Here is an 18,077-nt window from a genome sequence, read left to right as displayed (position 1 = left end):
GCAGACGGGACGGCAAAGTCGCGCTCCAAGGTACGTAGCTGCGTTCTGAACGCTTCTTCAGTTCCCGCTCTCAATTTCGCGGATCCCGCGCTCGGACGGCTCGGTTGCCGCCGTGTATGCGCCGCGGATCGCCGCGGTTGGGGAACGGGCAAGGCAGCTGTCGCACGCCCTAAATCCGGCGGCAGGCCAAAAATATGATATTTGCTTGTTCGTGATCGAGGATGCGTTTAACCTCCGCCGATCGGGCCGCTGGATGAGCGGATAGGGAGTGGGGGAAGCGTGTCGCAATCCGTTGACCGGATCGGTCGTATCGAGTGTTTTCCGGTACTGCCGCGCTGGCTCTTCGTTCGGGTCGAAACCGACCAGGGCGCGATAGGCTGGGGTGAGGCGACGCTGGAGGGGCATGGCGAGGCGGTGATCGGCGCCTTCGAAGCGGTGCGCGACCGGTTGATCGGCCACGATCCCGACCGGATCGAGGATGCGTGGCAGCTGCTCCACCGGCTGGGCTTCTATCGCGGCGGACCCGTCCTTTTGTCGGCCATCGCGGGCGTCGATCAGGCGCTGTGGGACATCAAGGCGCGCAAGCTCGGCGTGCCGGTCCATCAGCTGCTCGGCGGCCGGGTTCGCGACCGCCTGCCCGTCTATGCCTGGATCGGCGGCGACCGGCCGGCGGATGTCGCCGCGGCCGCCGCCGCGCGGCAGGCGCAGGGCTTCGCTGCGGTCAAGATGAACGGCACCGAGGATCTCGACTGGCTCGACAGCAGCGCGCGGGTGGACGCACTTGTCGAGCGGCTGGGCCAGGTGCGCGCCACCGGGATCGACGTCGGCGTTGACTTCCACGGTCGCGTCCATCGCCCGATGGCGCGCACCATCCTGCGCGCGATCGAACCGCTGACGCCGCTGTTCGCGGAAGAGATCGTGCTGAGCGACAATGTCGATGTCGCCGCGCAGCTGGCCGGATTCACCGCCGTGCCGCTGGCCTGGGGCGAGCGGCTGTACAGCCGCTGGGACTATCGCGCATTCTTCGAGCGCGGCGCGGTCGACATCGTCCAGCCCGACCTCAGCCACGCGGGTGGCATCTCCGAGTGCCGGCGGATCGCGGCGATGGCGGAAACCTATGACGTCGCCTTCGCCCCGCATTGCCCGATCGGGCCGCTGGCGCTCGCCGCCTGCCTGCATGTCGGGGCCGCGACACCCAATTTCGCGATCCAGGAGGTGTCGATGGGCATTCATTACAACGCGCCATCGCAGGATCTGACGACGCTGGTCCGCAATCCCGAGATGTTCGCGATCGAGGGCGGGACGATGGCGGTGCCGTCGCTGCCTGGCCTTGGCGTCGAGATCGACGAAGCCGCGGTGCGGGACATGGCGAAGACGCCGCATCGATGGCGCAACCCCGCCTGGCGCGGGCCGAACGGAGACCTGCGCGAATGGTAAGCGGCCGCAGCGTGATCGTGACGGGGGGCCTTGGCGGCATCGGCCTCGCCAGCGCCCGTGTGTTCGCCGAGGAAGGGGCCTCGATCCTGCTCGTCGATGCGCGCGACGATGATGGCGGCGCGGCGGCGGCGTTGCTGACCGGGCTGGGCGCCGCAGCAGTGCAGAGCGTCGCGGCCGACATCGGCGACGGCGACCAGGTCGCCGCCGCGGTCGACCAGGCGTGTGCGGCATTCGGCCGGCTCGACGTGATCGTCAACGTCGCCGGCATGATGATCTACAAGCCGCTGGCGGAGCTGGACGCGGGCGACTGGCGGCGGCTGCTCGACGTCAACCTCATCGGCGCGGCGCTGTTCACCGGCCATGCTTTGCGCCGGATGCGACCGGGCGGATGCGTGGTCAACATCGCCTCGGTCCACGCGCGGCGCACCTCGCCACTGGTCGCGCCCTATGCGGCGGCTAAGGCCGGGCTGGTCAGCCTGACGCGCTCCGCGGCGATCGAGGGCAAGCCGCTCGGCATCCGCGTCAACGCCGTGCTGCCGGGCGCGATCGACACCCCGATGTTGCACGCCAGCCCGAACATCGCGTCGGGCGCGGAGACGATCGATCCGGAAGACCTGGGGCAGCCGGAGGACATCGCGGCGGTCGTCGCCTTCCTCGCGTCGGACGCGGCGCGCTTCATCACCGGCGAGGACGTGGTGGCCGATGGCGGCCGGATGGGGAGACTGTGACATGCACGTGATCGACGCGGGCGGGCCGGCGGACACGGCGACGGTGCCGCCGCCGGCTTCGGCAGTGGTATGGCTGACTGCATCGGTGGCGGCGCTGGGCGGGCTGCTGTTCGGCTATGACTGGGTGGTGATCGGCGGCGCCAAGCCGTTCTACGAGGCCGCCTTCGGTCTCGTCCGTCCGACCGACCAGGCCTGGGCGGTCAGTTGCGCACTGATCGGCTGCCTTGCCGGCGCGATGACCTCGGGCGCCCTCGCGGACCGGTTCGGCCGGCGACCGGCGCTGCTGCTCGCCGCGGCGGTGTTTGCCGTCTCGTCGATCGGCACCGCGCTGGCGGGCGGGTTCGACGCCTTCGTCGCCTGGCGGATCGCCGGCGGCGTGGCGATCGGCCTCGCCTCGGGACTGTCGCCGCTCTACATCGCCGAGATCGCACCGCCGGCGCATCGCGGCCGGCTGGTCGTGCTGAACCAGATCGCGCTGGTGGTGGGGCTGCTCGCGGCGCAGATCGTCAACTGGCTGATCGCCGAGCCGGTCGCGCCGGGGGCGACCACGTCCGCCATCGCTGCGAGCTGGAACGGCACCACCGGCTGGCGCTGGATGTTCGCCGCCGCCGCGATACCGGCCGCGGCGTTCCTGCTCGGCTGTCTGCTGATCCCGGAAAGCCCGCGCTGGCTGGCGCTGCGCGGTCGCTGGGACACGGCGGCGGGGGTGCTGCGCCGGCTGGGCGGCGACGCCTATGCCGACAGCGCGGTGCGCGACATCCGCCAGGCGCTCGATGCGGGGCCAGGGCGCGGCCTGTCCGCGGTGCTGGCCGAGCCGCGCTTCCGCCGCGTCCTGCTGATCGGCATTGCGCTGGCGGTGCTCCAGCAATGGTGCGGGATCAACGTGATCTTCAACTACGCGCAGGAGATCTTCGCCGGCGCCGGCTATGCCGTGTCGGACACGCTGTTCAACATCGTCATCACCGGCGTGGTCAACTGCGTCTTCACCTTCGTCGCGCTCGGCACGGTGGAGCGCTGGGGCCGGCGGCGACTGCTGCTGATCGGCTGCGCGGGACTGGCGGGCATCTACCTGCTGCTCGGCGGAGCCTATCTCGTCGGGATGCAGGGCTGGCCGCTGCTGCTGCTCGTGGTCGCGGCGATCGCGGTCTATGCGATGACGCTGGCGCCCGTGATCTGGGTGGCGCTCGCCGAGATCTTTCCGGGCGAGGTGCGCGGCGCCAGCATGGCGGTGGCCACCACCGCGCTGTGGGCGGCGTGCTTCGTGCTGACCTACACCTTCCCGCTGCTCAACGCCGCGGCCGGCACGGGGATGACCTTCTGGCTGTACGGCATCATCTGCGCGGCCGGGTTCGTGTTCATCCATCGCACCCTGCCCGAAACCAAGGGCAAGACGCTGGAGCAGATCGAGCGCGACTGGCGGTAACCGCCAGTCGCGCCCGTTCGCCCGATCAGCTGGTCGCCAGCGCCCGCAGTTGCGCGGGCGACACGCGCACCGCCGGGCGGAACGCCTCGCTCGCCATGTAGCGCTCCAGGCTCGCGACCAGCTGCCTGCTGACCGGATCGTCCGCCCCCTCTCCGTCGAGCGCGAAGCCGCAGACGATGGCGCGGCCCTTGCCGACCGCGACCTCGATCACCAGCCCCAGCGGGCGCGCGGTGAACCAGTCGTCGATCACCCGCACGATAGGCTCGACGCCCGCCGGCAGCCGGTCGAGCCGCAGCGCGCCGGCGCGGTGCATCGGATACCACCACTGCCAGTTGCTGTGCGCCTCGGTCGGGAAGTCGGCGAGCGCGGGGTGCGCGGGATCGCACAGCACGCCCAGCGTCGTCGGCGCCTGCCGGTTGGTCCAGAGCGTGCTCCAGAAGATGCTCGAGAAGCCGAGCTTGACCGGCCGGTCCTCGTAGTTCGCGACCGTCCCGGCAGGCAGGCCGATCAGCACGTCCTCGCCCTTCGCCAGCCGCGCCAGCACTCCGGCGTCGATCCGGTCGGCGCGCGTCACCCGCTTCGCGGCGGCGGGCGTAGCGGCGGGATAGACCCACAGGTCCCAGTCGTTGCGCGCCACCACCTGACCGCGGCGCAGGATCGTCACGATCAGCCGCGCCGCGGTCGCCTTGTCCGCCCGCAGCACCGCCCCCGCGGCGAGCGACAGCGGCGCGTTGCCGACGGGAATCGTGCGCGCGGGGAACCCGCCCTCGGCCAGCGGCGCGCCGCCGGCGTCGGTCACCTGCCAGGCGATCTCGGCTCCCTCGATCGGCGCGGGCGAGAAATTGGCGACGTCGACCGTGAAGTCGAGCCGCTCGCCCGAGCGCAGCACCCGCCGATCCATCCGCGCCAGCGGGACGACGGCATCGCAGAAGCGGCGATATTCCTCACCGGTGACATAGCCCTTGTCGTCCCAGAAGGGATCGACGACGCCGACCAGCGCGGTCCCCTGTCCCGGAAAATCCTGCAGGCCGAGCAGCTGGAACCCGCCCATGTGCGGGGTGCGGAGCACGCTCTCGACCTCTTCCTTGTAGCACATCAGCTGGAGGCGGCCGGAGGCATAGAGAAATTCGGGCGCCAGGTCGCGCAGCCCGTTCTCGCGCATCCGGTCGGCGAAGATGTCGAAGTTCTTCGCCTTCAGATAGCCGGTATATTTTCGCCGCTCGCCCAGGTCGGGATAGACGCACCATTGCCCGATCTCGTGACTGATGACCGGCACCGCGCGCTTGTCGATGAAGTCGCGATAGTCGGTGCGCGTCTCCGGCGGCCTGGCGTTTATCCGCGACTTCAGCCCCTCGCCCCAGGCCTGGATGCGCGGATCGGGGGTGACGTGGTACTGGTTCTCGGGCAGCTCGGGCCAGCCCGATCCCGACGTCCACAGCCGCCGCGGATCGCGCGCGGCATAATCGAGGACGTATTTGGCGAGGTACGCGTCGCGCTTCGCATTGCCGATCTTGGTATCGCCGCCGCCCGGTTCGTTGCCATGGGTCATCAGCACGAACGAGGGATGGTTGCCGTGCGCGGCAAGGATGCGGTCGGTCTCGGCATAGACCCAGGCGTCGACCGGCAGGCCCTGGCCGATCGCCACCGACTGGTTGGCCCATACCGTTTCCACCTGCATATAGATGCCCGCCTCGTCGGCGGCGTCGAACGCGGCCTCGGGCGGCGTGTAGCTGTGGAAGCGCAGGTGGTTCAGGCCGTAATCCTTGGCCCGGCGCATCACCCGGCGCCAGCTGGCAAGGTCGGTCGGCGGGTGGCCGGTCAGCGGATAGATGCTGCAATCGAGCGCGCCGCGGAACATCATCGGGCGTCCGTTGAGCGTGAAGCCTTCCCGCCCGCCGGCCAGTTCGCGCCAGCCGAACCGTCCGTGCCAGTCCTCGCCGTCCGCCAGCCGCACGGCGACGTCGTGGAGCACGGGGCTGAACTCGTCCCAGGGTCGCGCCGCGGGATCGTCCGGCGCCACCTGGACCCGCGCCTCGAACCGGCCCTCGGCATCCTGCCACGTCACGCGTGCGCGCGTCGTGCGCCCGGCGAAGCGGATTTCCGCCGTCTTCGCCGCCCTGCCGCCCGCCAGGCGGCGCGCCTGCCCGCGCACCAGCAGCGTGCGGTCGGCGAAGCGGGGGTGGAGATCGACCTGGTCGATCCAGGCCGGCTCGCTCGCGCGCAATTCGATGCGGCCGGCGATGCCGTTCCAGTTACCCTGGGTGTGATCGGTGATGCCGTGGCCGTTGACGCCGATCTGGACGATCATCCGGTTGTCCACGCGGATCGTCAGCCGGTGGCGACCCGGCGTCAGGCTCTGCAGATCGTAGCGGTGCGGTACGTGGAGCGCGTCGCTGCGCCCGAATGGCCGGTCGTCGACCCAGACGCGCGTTTCCCAGTGCGGTCGCTCGAGGAACAGCTCCACCCGCTTGCCACGCCAGTCCTCCGGCACCTCGATGTCGCGCTGGTACCAGACCGGGCCGCGATACCAGGTGTCGGGCTGGAGGAAGAACGGCACCTTGACCTGCCCGGGCACGCGATAGGGTGCATCCTCCGGCGCGGTGAACCAGCGCCGGTCGTTGATGTCGCCGGTCCAGGGCGTGTCCGGCGTCACCATATTGCCGATACCTGCACGCTCCAGGCTGCCGGGCAGCGGCAGCATGTCGGAAAGGTCGCGCGCGAACCAGCCCGCCGCCTCGCCCCGGTCGTCGGCATCGAGCGCGCGGCGCCAGACGGCGGTCAGGTCGGTCGTCTCCCCGGCATCGTCCGCGCGCGCCACAGCCGGCACGGCGGCGGCAAGGCCGGCGACCGGAATCGCCCCCATTGACTGGACGAGACGCCGCCTGCTGATCGCCACGGTCGAGCCGTCGGGGTCGCTCATCGCCTGCATTCCTTTTCGGATAATCGGTCACGATCTTAGGATTAAATATGACATAATTCAGAAGGCGTCGAGCGATTTCGCCACCGATCGCGCGCGTGGGGCGGCGTCGTCACAGCGCGGCATTCACGACACAGCGCGACACCCGGCGATCGTCAGCCAGCTTGGGACAGCATCGCTGCGCCTTCGACGGGCGGGTGATCGGAGACATGGTGACATGCCGAGGGGCAAGGTCGTTGTTCGCGCGTCCGGGACATTCGCGAACGCCCCGCCGCCGCCGGGCCGATCAGGGGAGGTCGACCTCCGCCCGGTCGAATGGCACGCTGCTCGTCGCGTTATGGAGCTGGCGCAGCCGCTCCACCTGCGCCAGCGACGCCGACATCAGGCTGGCAGCAGAGAGAAACCCGCAGCGATACAGGTCGAGCACATCGGCATCGGCCAGCGTCGCCAGCCCTTCGGGATCGAGCGTGTAGAGACCCTCCAGCGCCTCCTCGCCGTCGCCGCGACCCAGCACGACGGTCATGGCCCGGATCAGGTCGAGCGCGGCGAAGCGGGCGATCATCGCGCGGGCGGCGTCCACATCCGCCACCAGTGCCTCGAGCGCCGGCCGCACGGCGGCGAGCGCAGGGGAGGGCCGCCCCTCCGCGAACAGCGGCTCGCCATCGGTCGCCCAGCCGTCACCGGCCTCGTCCACCGCAAGGCCCAGATCGCTGTGTGCAGACAGGCGGAACGGCGCCAGCCGTGCTCCCTCGGGCAGGTAGGTCGACTGCCAATGCCCCTCGATACGGAACAGATTGCGCGGTTCGGTCAGCGACAGAAGGGCGATCAGGTCGAACCGTCCGGTCTGGCCATCCTTTGCCAGGCAGACGGGAAAGTCGGCGACCGCCAGCGGCAGCTCCGACAGACCGAGCAGCGCATAGCGCATCGCGCCGCCGCCAGGCCGCGGCGACAGGCGCAGCCCGGCGTGGCGCTGCACCGACAGGGGCACCACCGCGCTCATACCGCCTGCAACCCATGGTCGCGGATCGCGCGGAGCAGCTCGCGATGCCGCGGCAGAGCGCGCGCCGCCTCTGCCTTCATCCCGGCGGCGCGGGCGATCAGCCGGTCCGCCTTGGCGTGCCGGGCAGGCGGTGCGAACTCGGCATATCGCGTCTCGAAATCCATGCCGTGCAGTACATATTGATAGCTCGGCCAGCCGAACACCTCCGGCGCGTGCGGGAAATCCGCCGGACCGGGAGGATGCGCTCGCCACAGCTCCAGTCGATCCGCCAGGCCGTCCGGCACGCTCGTCGCCGCGACATTGTCGCGCCAGAAGTCGCTGTCGGTACGCCGGGTCAGGACGTAATGGAGCTTCAGGAACTCGACCACCCGTTCCCAATGATGGTCGAAGGCCGCGTTGAACTGGCGCGCGGCGACGCGCATCGCGGCCGGGGTGCGCGGCAGGCGGTCGGCGATCGCGTCGACCGCCACCTCCACCAGCATCAGCGACGAGGCTTCCAGCGGCTCCAGGAACCCGGCGGACAGGCCGACTGCGACGCAATTGTTCTGCCAGAAGATGCGCCGCTGCCCGGCATTGATGGTCAGCCGCCGCGCCGTCAGCCCCTCGGCCTGCGGCCCGACATAGGCCCGCAACTGGCGCTCCGCCTCGTCATCGCTGATGTGCGCACTCGAATAGACATGCCCGATGCCGCGCCGTGACCATAGTCCGATGTCCCAGATCCAGCCAGCCGACTGGGCGGTCGAAACGGTGTGGCAGGTAATCGGCGCGTCGGGCGTGTCATAGGGGACCTGCAACGCCAGCGCCCGGTCGGCGAACAGCACGTCGCTGCGGTCGCGCAATCCGACGCCATAGACGCCGCCGATCAGCAGCCCCTTGAACCCCGAACAGTCGACGAACAGGTCGCCCGCCTGCAACGATCCGTCGGCGAGGTGCAGTGCGGTGATGTCACCGTTCTCCGCCTGGTCGACCGTCGTCACGTCCTGCCGGATGTGGCGCACCCCCAGCCGCTCCGTGCCGTGACGCCGCAGCAGCTCGGCGAACTTGCCCGCGTCGAGGTGATAGGCATAGTTGGCGATGCCGCTGAACTGCGGGCTGGTGATCTTCTTGGGCGCGAGGCCCGCGTCGCAGAGCGACGCCTGGAAGTCGACGCAGTCCGCGAAACTGGTATTTCCGCCGCCCCCGTCGACCCAGCGGCTCGCCAGATCGACCTCACCCGCGCCGATCGGCGGGTTGAGCGGATGGTAATAGGCGTCCTCGCCGCCATGGGTCCAACCCACGAAACGGGCACCCTGCTTCAGCGCGGCATCGGCCTCGCGGATGAAGTCGGCCTCGGCGATCCCGATCCGTGCCAGTGTGTTGCGCATCGTCGGCCAGGTGCCTTCGCCCACCCCGATCGGCGGCGTCGTCGGCGATTCGATCAGCGTTACCGACGCATCCTCGTGCGCCGCGGCGATCCGGCACGCGGCGATCCATCCCGCGCTGCCGCCGCCGACCACGACGACGCGAAAGCCGCGACCGTCCTCCACCCCTTCCGTCATTCGTCCCTCATTCCAGGCCGTAAGCCGCGACTGTGTTCTCGTTACAACAACACATCTGATAAATAATGCAACGCCTCTTGTCGTTCTTCGGGGGCTGCAATATGCAATATGTCAGATATTAAGTCACGCCACCAATAGTCGGTGGTTCAGAGGAGGGGAAACGTATGAAGCTGTTCATTCAGCCCCTGGCCGCATCGCGCGCCGGGATCCGTATCACCAGCAGCGCGGCGGCACTTGCCATCGCCCTGCTCTCCGGTCCGGCACTCGCCGCGGTCATGGTAGACGGGCAGGCCGGCGCCGCTCCGCAGACCAGCGACACGACCACCCCGTCGACCGATCAGGCCGCCGCCGCGCCCAACGCGACGATCGCGCAGCAGGAGGACAATGGCGATATCGTCGTCACCGGCATCCGTGCCAGCCTCGAATCGGCGGCGGGCCGCAAGCGTGACTCGGCGATCGTGCAGGACAGCATCACCCAGGAAGATCTGGGCAAGTTCCCCGACGCCAACGTCGCCGAATCGCTGCAGCGCATCCCGGGCGTCGCGATCGACCGCAGCAACGGCGAAGGCCAGTTCGTCACCGTTCGCGGCCTCGGCCCGCAGTTCAACACGGTGCTGTTCAACGGCCGCAGCTTCGCGTCCGACAATTATGGCCGCGCCTTCTCGTTCGACCTGCTGGCCGCCGAGCTCATCAGCGGCGCCGACGTCTACAAGACGTCGCAGGCACGGGTGCAGGACGGTGGCATCGGCGCGACGATCAACCTGCGCACCTCGCGGCCGCTCGACCTGAACGGCTTCCGCGCGATCGCAACCGCCAAGGCCAATTACGAACCGAACAGCGAGAAGACGACGCCGCAGCTCTTCGGTCTTATCAGCAACACCTTCGCCGACGGCAAGCTCGGCATTCTGGGCTCGATCTCGTACCAGAAGCGTATCGCCAACATCCGCAGCGTCTATTCGGAAGGCTATCTGCCCGACATCCAGGTCGGCCCCTCCTCCGCGCCGCTGCTGAACGGCCAGCGCGTCTATGCGCCGCGCAACCTCAACGTGAACGGCACGACCGACCGGCGTAGCCGCCTCGGCATGACGCTGGTCGGCCAGTACCGGCCGAGCGACCAGCTGACCGTCACCGTCGATGGTCTCTACAACAAGTTCAAGTCGGACCAGACCAGCAAGGCGCTGGGCCTGTGGTTCGAGCCGTCCGCACTCCGCGACGTGCAGATCGACGCGAACCGGAACGTCACCTCGCTGACCACGACTGCGAACGCCGACATGATCGACGCGTCGGGCGTACGCGATACCGACACCTACCAGATCGGCGCCAATGCCGATTTCCACCCGACCGACGATGTCCGCATCGTTTTCGACGTCACCAAGTCGCGCGCCAAGAACGACGGCGCCGGCCGCGGCTATTTCACCGTCGCGGGCGTGCCGACGTCCTACACCTACACCGCCGGTGGCCCCGGCGAGCTGCCATCGATAACCAACTTCACGGCCGGCTCGCTCACCGATGCGGCGGCGGCGCGCACCCACCTTGCCAGCAACCGCGGCAACAACGTGCAGGAAGACGTGGTCGAGTCGAAGTTCGACACCGAGTGGAAGGCGAACGGCACCCTGTCCGCCGTTCGGTTCGGCGCCAGCTACACCAATCGCAAGCGGCAGAACCAGGGTTCGGGCACGCTGAACGTCAGCTGCCTCTATTGCGGGTACAACACGCTGGCCGACCCGTCGCTGTTCAGCGTCTACAACGTCGGCAAGGTCGGATCGAGCGGCAACATCCCCACCTCGTTCCTGCAGTATAATCCGGACGCCTATCTCGCTTTCCTGGCCTCGCCGGCCGCGCTCAGCGCGCTGGACACGGCTCTGAAGCGGCCGGCCGGCACGTCCGCCGCTCAGCTCCAGGCCGATTCGGAAGGCAACGGGTTCCGCGCGGTCCTCGATCCGCCCGACTTCGTCCGCGAGCGCGTCTATGCCGGCTATGTGGAGGCCGATCTCGAGGGTGATCTGGGCGGCCTGCCCTGGTTCCTCAACGTCGGTGCCCGCTACGTCCATACCGAGCTGGCCTCGCGGTCGCAGTCGCGCCAGCTCATCGACCTGCTGCCGATCGCGACCGACGCGTCGATCTACAACCCGGTCTATCTGAACGGCAATCGCACCACGCCGATCACCGCGAAGAACAGCTACGACGCGTTCCTTCCGGACTTCAACCTGAAGATCAATCTGGCGCCGCGCGTGAACCTGCGCTTCGCCGGTTCGGAAACGCTGACCCGTCCGGCGCTCAGCGACCTGCGTCCGGTCACCTCCTATGACGTGACGCGGCCGGCCGCGCTCCAGTCGAGCGGCGGTAACCCGAACCTCCAGCCCTACCGTTCGACCAACATCGACGCATCGCTGGAATGGTATCCGACGCCGACGACCACCTTGTCCGCTGCCTTGTTCTACAAGCACATCAAGGACTTCATCGTCACCACCCTCGAGCCGGAGACGACGCCGATCCTCAACAACGGCAATCTGCCGGTGGGCGGGTTCATCACCGGGCCGAACGAGGCGACGTTCACCGCATCCCGCCCGCGCAACGCCGACGCAGCCGACGTGCGCGGCCTGGAGCTTAACGTCGTCCACACCTTTGACTGGGCGCCGGGCATTCTCAGCGGCTTCGGTACGCAGGTGAACGCGACGTTCGTGAGCACCAACAGGGGCTTCGACGAGATCACCGCGACGCAGCGTTTCGCGATCGTCGGCATCGGCAACTCGCAGAACTTCACCCTGTTCTACGAGAAGTTCGGCATCTCGGCGCGCATCGCCTACAACCGGCGTGAACGCTTCCTGCAGTCGATCGCCAACGGTTACGGCAGCGAGCCGCTGTTCGTCCGCAACTATGGCCAGTTCGATGCCAGCGCGTCCTATGATGTGACGAAGTTCGCGCAGGTGTTCGTCGAGGGCACGAACATCTTCAACGCGAAGTACGTCACGGTGGCGCGCTTCGACAACCAGCTGCGCAGCTTCGAGAATTACGGCGCCCGCTTCAACGCAGGCTTCCGCCTGCGGTTCTAAGGCGACGCAGCAGAGATGCTGGCAGCAACAGCTGCCAGCATCTCGCAACCGCAAGGCTCGACCCGGGATCCCGCCTATTCAGGCACGCCGAGAAGCGGGATCCCACCGGGCTCACCACCTGAAACGGGCGCTGCCCTGTCGAACGCCCGCCAGTCGTAACAGTGTAGGACTGGCCGGCCGGCCGGCCCCGTCAGAGCCGCAGAGGGTTGCCCGCACGGCGCACCGGACGGCGACCAGCCTGCTCGCAGAGGGGCTGTTCCCGATGTATCGGGGCGCATGCTGCACGCTCGCATGTCCAGACAACCCATGATGTAAGCGAGCGGCGCTCGATGCGTGCAGTCCTGGTCGCTTTCGCCACTAGCCTATTCCAGGAGTTCGGCTCCGTAGCCGGCCAGCGTCATCTCACCCTGGTATCGCTTGCCCGACAGCACGGCGCGCCTGGCGCCGCCGATCTGCACCGTCACCGGTGTGTCGGTGGTGTTGACGTACAGGGTTCGTCCGTCGACGATCCGCGCCACGACGCCCCTGGGTGTCTGCGGTCCGCGTTCGATGTTCAGCGACTGGTACAGCGACCGGATCAACGGACCGGTGAAGCCGGGTTGAGCCGCCGTCGCCAGGTAGACGGCCTGCCCCTTGCCGAACCGGTTGATGGTCACCGCCGGGCTTTTCGCCGGCGTGTTCTCGAACGACGCCAGCACCCTGGCGGTGCCCGGCTCCAGCACCTCGTAATAGCCGTCGGTGCCTGTCCGGCTCACGCCACCGATGGTGACCTTCAGCGGCTGGTCCGACCGATAGAAGGCGTTGGTCCGCACCCCGAACACATCGGTCAGCCGCCCCGGAAGCGGCGTCTCGAACCACTTGCCCGTCTCGTCGACCTTGGCCGAGTAGCCTGTCATGATGACCGTGCCACCCCTGGCGACATAGGATCGGACGGCGTCCGCCGTCTCCTTGTCCATGATGTAGGCGCTCGAGAGCACCACGAGCTTGTATCTGTCGATCGGGTCGTGACCGATGTCGATCACGGCGGTGTCGACATTATCCTCGAACAGGGGCTGAAACGCGGCCTTCACCTGTTCGCGGTAATTGCCCCTGAAATACTCCTGCATGGTGTTGGGTCCGGGCGGCGGACTAGTCAGCCAGCTCGTCTCGAAGGAGTAGTGGATGGCGACTTCCGGCGGCCGGTACCGGGGAAATCCCAGTTTGCGCAACGTCGCGAACTCGCGCGCGATCTGGCCGAACTCGCCGACCTTCCAAGATGGCCGGCCGTCATGATCGACCAGGCCGAACAGCGCCTGTTCCTCTCCCCCGATGTGCGAGTTGAAGGTCCAGGCAAGGAAGGTCTGCGCATAATGGAGCAGGCCGAAATAGGCCCACATGCGTGACCGCCCCGGCGTGCCGTAGTTCCCGCCGCCGCCCGCGGTGAACTCGTTGAACCAGACGGGTGTGTCGTGACCGGACCGGTTGGTCATGACATCGAGCGCGGCACTCACCGGATCTCCGGGGTAGAAGCCTTGCGCGCCATAGGTGGAGAATTTCTCCCACGAGCGTGGATAATTGAACCCCTTGGTCCATGCATCCGGCCAGAAGTTCGATGCGGTCGGCAGGTTCGGCGCCCATTTCTGGCGGACGGCCTCCAGATCCTCGAGCGCACCGATGGTGTCGTCGGACCAGTATCGGCGCAGGTCGAGATACCGCTCGTTCGGTCCGGGGCCGCGGCCATAGGGCAGGTCCACCTGGCTCCAGTCGTTGATCCGGCGGGACCAGCGCTGCGTCGCCCAGGCCTTGTTCAGCGCGTCGATGGACCCGTATTTCTTGCGCAGCCAAGCGACGAAACGGCCACGATCGGCGTCCGAATAGGACATCTGGCCATTGCCGATCTCGTTCGTGTAGCCGAGCGCGATCACCGCCGGGTTCCTGGCGTAGCGCTGCATCATCTTCTCGGCCAGGCGCTTCGCCAGGCGCCGATAGTCGGGATCACTGATGTTGTCCCAATAGCGGGTGGCGGCGTTGAGCCTGACCCCATCCTGGTTGACCAGGTCGACACCGGGATAGCGCTTGTGCAGCCAGATCGGCGCGGGCTGGCCCGGGATGTCGACGATCACCTTGATGCCGGCGGCGTGCATCTGGCGAATGACGTCGTCGAACCATTCGAAGGTGAAGCGTCCCTCCTCGGGCTCGAAGGAATCCCAGGACAGGTCGCCAATCCTGACCATGGTGAAGCCGGCCCCCTTCATGATCGCGATGTCCTGGCTGATCTGCTCGGGCGACCGGTCGATGGGCTGGTAGCAGGCGCCGACGAACAGGTCGCCGCGACCCGGCCACTCGGGATGGGCGCCGCCGCCCTGCGCCACGGCGGCAGGCAGGCCGGATGTCGGCGTAAGTCCGGCAGCCAGCGCGGTTGCGATCGCGACGGCACCCAGGTGGAGGAGGCGAGGCATAGATATCTCTCGGATAAGGGGCGGGAAGAGCCGGCCGATCACGCGAAGTCGATCGCGAAGGCGCTGGCGTGGCGGGTAGGCAGGGTGGGCGGGACGTCGATCACCAGAGCGGCGTCGGTCTGGCGGAACGACACCGATCCACGATGCCCCAGCAGCCTCACCTTGCGGACGCGGCGTCGTTCGTGCGGATTGTCGAGCCGCAGCGCGGTGATCGCCACCGTCGCGGACGGCTCGCCCAGCGTGAGGGCGTAGAGCGTGTCGCCCTTGGTCGTGAACCGAATGTCCCGGGCGGAATAGTCGCCGCTTTCCTTGAACATGCCGGCGGCCGTCTCGGTCGGGCCTTCCCCGAACGACACCCATGGCCGCGTGCCGTGGATCGCCTCGCCGTTCACCTTGATCCACGGCGCCAGTTCGGCGAGCAGTTGCTCCGACTGGGGTGGCAGGCTGCCATCCGGAAGCTGGACGACGTTGAGGAGCAGGTTGCCGTTCTTGCTGACGATGTCGGCCAGCATCGTGATGACGTTCGCCACGGTCTTGTAGGGATGTCTGTCGTTGAAGAACCAGTCGCCGTTCGACGTGCAGGTCTGCCACGGATAGGCGTTGATGCCTGGCAGGACTCCGCGCTCGACATCCTGCACGCTGGCCTCGCGGTGGAACTCGCCCGAACCGGAGTCCTTGCAGGTGTAGACGGCGTCGACCCTGCCCCCGGTCCGCGCGGCGCTCGCATTGTAGAGATGGGCGACAAGGCTGCGCCCGACCGCGCCGAACGGCAGTCCGCCATCCGAATAGAGGAGATCCGGCTGATATGCGTCCACCAGATCGCGGATCCGCCGGAGCCAATGTTGGTGAAAGGCGGTGTTGAGCGTGTACCAGGATTGCGGCGTGTTGATGAAGGGTTCGTTCGCGTTGTCGTGGTATAGATCGGCCAGCTTGGGATCGGCGCCGTCATAGGCGACGCCCAGCTTGGGCCAGAACTGGTCGTACAGGTGGCTGGGATGCCACCAGGTATAGCTTGCCGCGAGATGTTCGGAGACGCCGAAGCGAAGTCCGCGCCGCTTCGCCGCGCTTTTCCACGCACCGACGATGTCGCGCTTCGGGCCCATCGTCGTGGCGTTCCAGCGCTGATGCCGGGATTTCCAGAGGTCGAAATTATCGTGGTGGACGCCCATGGAAACGAAATACTTCGCTCCCGCGGCCGCATATCTTTCCATCAGGGCGTCGGGATCGAACCTGTCGGCCGTCCAGAGCGGGATGAGGTCCTTGTACCCGACGGCCGACGGGTGGCCGTACGTCTTGACATGATGGTCGTAGTGCGGGTGACCGGGAACGTACATGAACCGGGCGTACCAGTCCCCTTGTCGCGGCACTGCCTGAGGGCCCCAGTGCGACCAGATGCCGAACTTGGCGTCGCGAAACCAGTCCGGTGTCCGGTAGGTCTTGAGGGACTCGACGGTCGAGGTGAACGGCCCTGTCGGGAATGCTGCCGGGAGTGCTGCCGTGTCGTCTGCGGCGCTGCTGGCGAGAGAATGGGCGTAGCCACCCTTGCCAAGGCCGAGCGCGGCGATCAGCGGCGCGGCGAGAATGTCGCGTTTGGTCAGCTTCACGTCGAACCTCTCCTTGGTAACGACCTCGCACCAGCTCGGCAAACGTCGTCCGATCTGGGTTGAATTCATATTTGCAACTGGATATCATCGAGCAAGCGTGCTGCACGCGTTGAAGCGCTGCAGGTGCCGATTGCTCCTTACCAACTAAGGATTGTCCGTTCCTCTCGAGAGATGATATTCATTAGAGCCACTGAAGAAGCTGACTGAGAGTGCCGGACAGTCATACGACTAGCGTCCTCTCGCCAGGAACGAGGCGTGGCTCGGCATCGCGTCTGCCCCGCGCTGGATCAGGCCGCGCATCCGCTGCAACTGCTGGCGTATCAGCTCCTCGGGAAAGGCATCCGCCTGTGGATCATGGCCGCGCGGGGCGGGGCCTTGCCCCAGCAGCACAGCGGCCCAACTCGTCTCGGTAAACAGCTCCCCGGGTTCCAGGATGATGCGCCCGTGCGAGCGGAAGACCTCCAGTCGGCTGGCCAGGCTGTCGGGCACATCCATCGCGGCGACCGCCCGCCAGAAGGGCGTGTCGCGGCGCAGGGTGTGCTTGTAGTGCAGGATCACGAAATCCCGCACTCGTTCGTAATCCTGCTGCATGAGCCGATTATATTGAGCGACTTCCGCAGGCTCGATCGAGGCGCTGGGGAAAAGCGCCATCAATGTCTGCACACCTTGTTGGACAAGGTGGATGGAGGTCGACTCGAGCGGTTCGATGAACCCTGACGCCAGGCCCAGCGCGATGACATTGTGGTTCCACGACAGCTTCCTGCGCCCGGTCGTGAAGGTCAGGCGCCGGGGTTGCGCCAGCGCGGGGGCGTCGAGCCCCTCGATCAGCTGCCGCTCCGCACTGTCGTCGTCGAGGAAGCTGCTGCAATAGACGTGACCGTTACCCGTCCGATGCTGCAACGGAATGCGCCAGCGCCACCCCGCGCCCGTGGCGGTCGAGCGGGTGAACGGAGTGGGTTCCCCGGTCTTCGCACACGGAACCGCGACGGCGCGATCCATCGGCAGCCAGTGCGACCAGTCCTCATAACCGGTTCCGAGCGCCTGCTCGATCAGCAGGCCGCGAAAACCCGAACAGTCGAGGAAGAGGTCGCCGGCCATGACGCGTCCGTCCTGGAGGACGAGGGAGTCGACGTCGCCGCTCTGCCCGTCGCGCCGTACGTCGACGATGCGTCCTTCGACGTGAACGGCGCCATCCGCGATCGCCCTTTCCCGCAGGAAGCCGGCATACAGGCTGGCGTCGAAGTGCAGCGCGTAGGACATCTTCGACAGCACGCTGCGCGGATCGTCGGAAGGGCGACTGAACTTGCCTGCATAGGCAGCGACCTGGGGAAGCGAATACTCTCCCAGCCGCCCTTCGCGCGTGCGCAGCCAATGCTGATGGAAGGACAGGCCGCCGATCGGCGCGCCGTAGCTGCCGAAGGGATGGAAATAGCTGTGGCCGGGTTCGCGCCAGTCGCGAAATTTGATGCCCAGCTTGTAGGTGCCCTCGGTGCGCCGGACCAGCTCGTCCTCATCGATGCCGAGCAGGCGATTGAAGTCGAGGATCGGCGGGATCGTGGCTTCGCCCACTCCGACGATGCCGATCTCTGGCGACTCCACGACGGCGATGCCGACGCGGCCGGCGGGCAGGCGGCTCGCCAGCATCGCCGCCGCCATCCATCCCGCGGTTCCGCCACCGACGACGACGACGCGACGGACGGGCTTACCGGGCACGGCGGTTGCTGTCGGCGAGGGGCATCGACTTTCCTTGATGGACCGACCTGAGCGGCCCTTCGTGCTGCCGCAAATGGCGCGATGCCGTGCAGGACATTCCGGCCGGCCGGCGAAGATGGAAAAAAGGTGGCCGCCAACCGGCGGCCACAGAGGGGGATCGTGACAGCAGCGTTCCACTTGGATCACGGTTCTCGACCGTTGCTGCTGGCGTTTCGGTGCTCATGCG

General features: G+C 67.5%; 10 protein-coding genes. 4 read left to right on the top strand and 6 right to left on the bottom strand.

Going from position 1 to position 18,077, the window contains the following annotated elements:
- The first annotated feature begins 279 nt into the window (after positions 1–279).
- The 3 genes from dgoD to Q5H91_RS07175 are packed head-to-tail and all read left to right on the top strand — an operon-like array spanning position 280 to position 3,588.
- Entirely contained in the window at positions 280–1,437 is a 1,158-nt protein-coding gene (gene dgoD, locus Q5H91_RS07185) for a galactonate dehydratase (protein WP_305172646.1), read from the top strand.
- Positions 1,431–2,165 carry an SDR family NAD(P)-dependent oxidoreductase gene (locus tag Q5H91_RS07180; RefSeq protein WP_305172644.1) on the top strand — a complete coding sequence of 245 codons (735 nt, stop codon included), beginning with the start codon at positions 1,431–1,433 and terminating at the stop codon, positions 2,163–2,165. Before dgoD ends, Q5H91_RS07180 begins: the two co-directional genes overlap by 7 nt.
- 1 nt (position 2,166) lies before the next feature.
- Complete coding sequence (locus Q5H91_RS07175; RefSeq protein WP_305172642.1) at positions 2,167–3,588, top strand: sugar porter family MFS transporter; 1,422 nt, start codon at positions 2,167–2,169, stop codon at positions 3,586–3,588.
- A 25-nt stretch (positions 3,589–3,613) separates the two neighbouring features.
- Here the strand turns inward: Q5H91_RS07175 and Q5H91_RS07170 are convergent, their stop codons facing one another.
- The 3 genes from Q5H91_RS07170 to Q5H91_RS07160 all read right to left on the bottom strand — a co-directional run bounded on the left by Q5H91_RS07170 (position 3,614) and on the right by Q5H91_RS07160 (position 9,043).
- Positions 3,614–6,508, bottom strand: coding sequence for a DUF8487 domain-containing protein (locus Q5H91_RS07170; protein WP_305172640.1), 2,895 nt, complete (start codon positions 6,506–6,508; stop codon positions 3,614–3,616).
- A 283-nt stretch (positions 6,509–6,791) separates the two neighbouring features.
- The gene (locus Q5H91_RS07165; RefSeq protein ID WP_305172638.1) at positions 6,792–7,493 is read right to left on the bottom strand and encodes a SapC family protein; all 702 of its coding nucleotides are present in this window, start codon (positions 7,491–7,493) and stop codon (positions 6,792–6,794) included.
- Positions 7,494–7,501: 8 nt separating this feature from the next.
- The gene (locus Q5H91_RS07160; RefSeq protein ID WP_305172636.1) at positions 7,502–9,043 is read right to left on the bottom strand and encodes a tryptophan halogenase family protein; all 1,542 of its coding nucleotides are present in this window, start codon (positions 9,041–9,043) and stop codon (positions 7,502–7,504) included.
- Positions 9,044–9,207: 164 nt separating this feature from the next.
- Between Q5H91_RS07160 and Q5H91_RS07155 the strand changes: the two genes are divergently transcribed.
- Positions 9,208–12,096, top strand: coding sequence for a TonB-dependent receptor (locus tag Q5H91_RS07155; RefSeq protein ID WP_305172634.1), 2,889 nt, complete (start codon positions 9,208–9,210; stop codon positions 12,094–12,096).
- Positions 12,097–12,458: 362 nt separating this feature from the next.
- On the opposite strand, the gene Q5H91_RS07150 is transcribed toward Q5H91_RS07155, so the two are convergent.
- The 3 genes from Q5H91_RS07150 to Q5H91_RS07140 form a co-directional block, all read right to left on the bottom strand.
- Positions 12,459–14,534, bottom strand: a complete 2,076-nt coding sequence (locus tag Q5H91_RS07150; RefSeq protein WP_305172632.1) for a beta-galactosidase — start codon at positions 14,532–14,534, stop codon at positions 12,459–12,461.
- A 38-nt stretch (positions 14,535–14,572) separates the two neighbouring features.
- Positions 14,573–16,138 carry an alpha-L-fucosidase gene (locus tag Q5H91_RS07145; RefSeq protein ID WP_305172630.1) on the bottom strand — a complete coding sequence of 522 codons (1,566 nt, stop codon included), beginning with the start codon at positions 16,136–16,138 and terminating at the stop codon, positions 14,573–14,575.
- A 228-nt stretch (positions 16,139–16,366) separates the two neighbouring features.
- Positions 16,367–17,851 carry a tryptophan halogenase family protein gene (locus tag Q5H91_RS07140; RefSeq protein WP_305172845.1) on the bottom strand — a complete coding sequence of 495 codons (1,485 nt, stop codon included), beginning with the start codon at positions 17,849–17,851 and terminating at the stop codon, positions 16,367–16,369.
- Positions 17,852–18,077: the final 226 nt, after the last annotated feature.

This window comes from Sphingomonas aurea (assembly GCF_030678875.1).
Lineage (GTDB): Bacteria > Pseudomonadota > Alphaproteobacteria > Sphingomonadales > Sphingomonadaceae > Sphingomonas > Sphingomonas aurea.
This window is presented reverse-complemented; position numbering and strand designations above follow the sequence as displayed.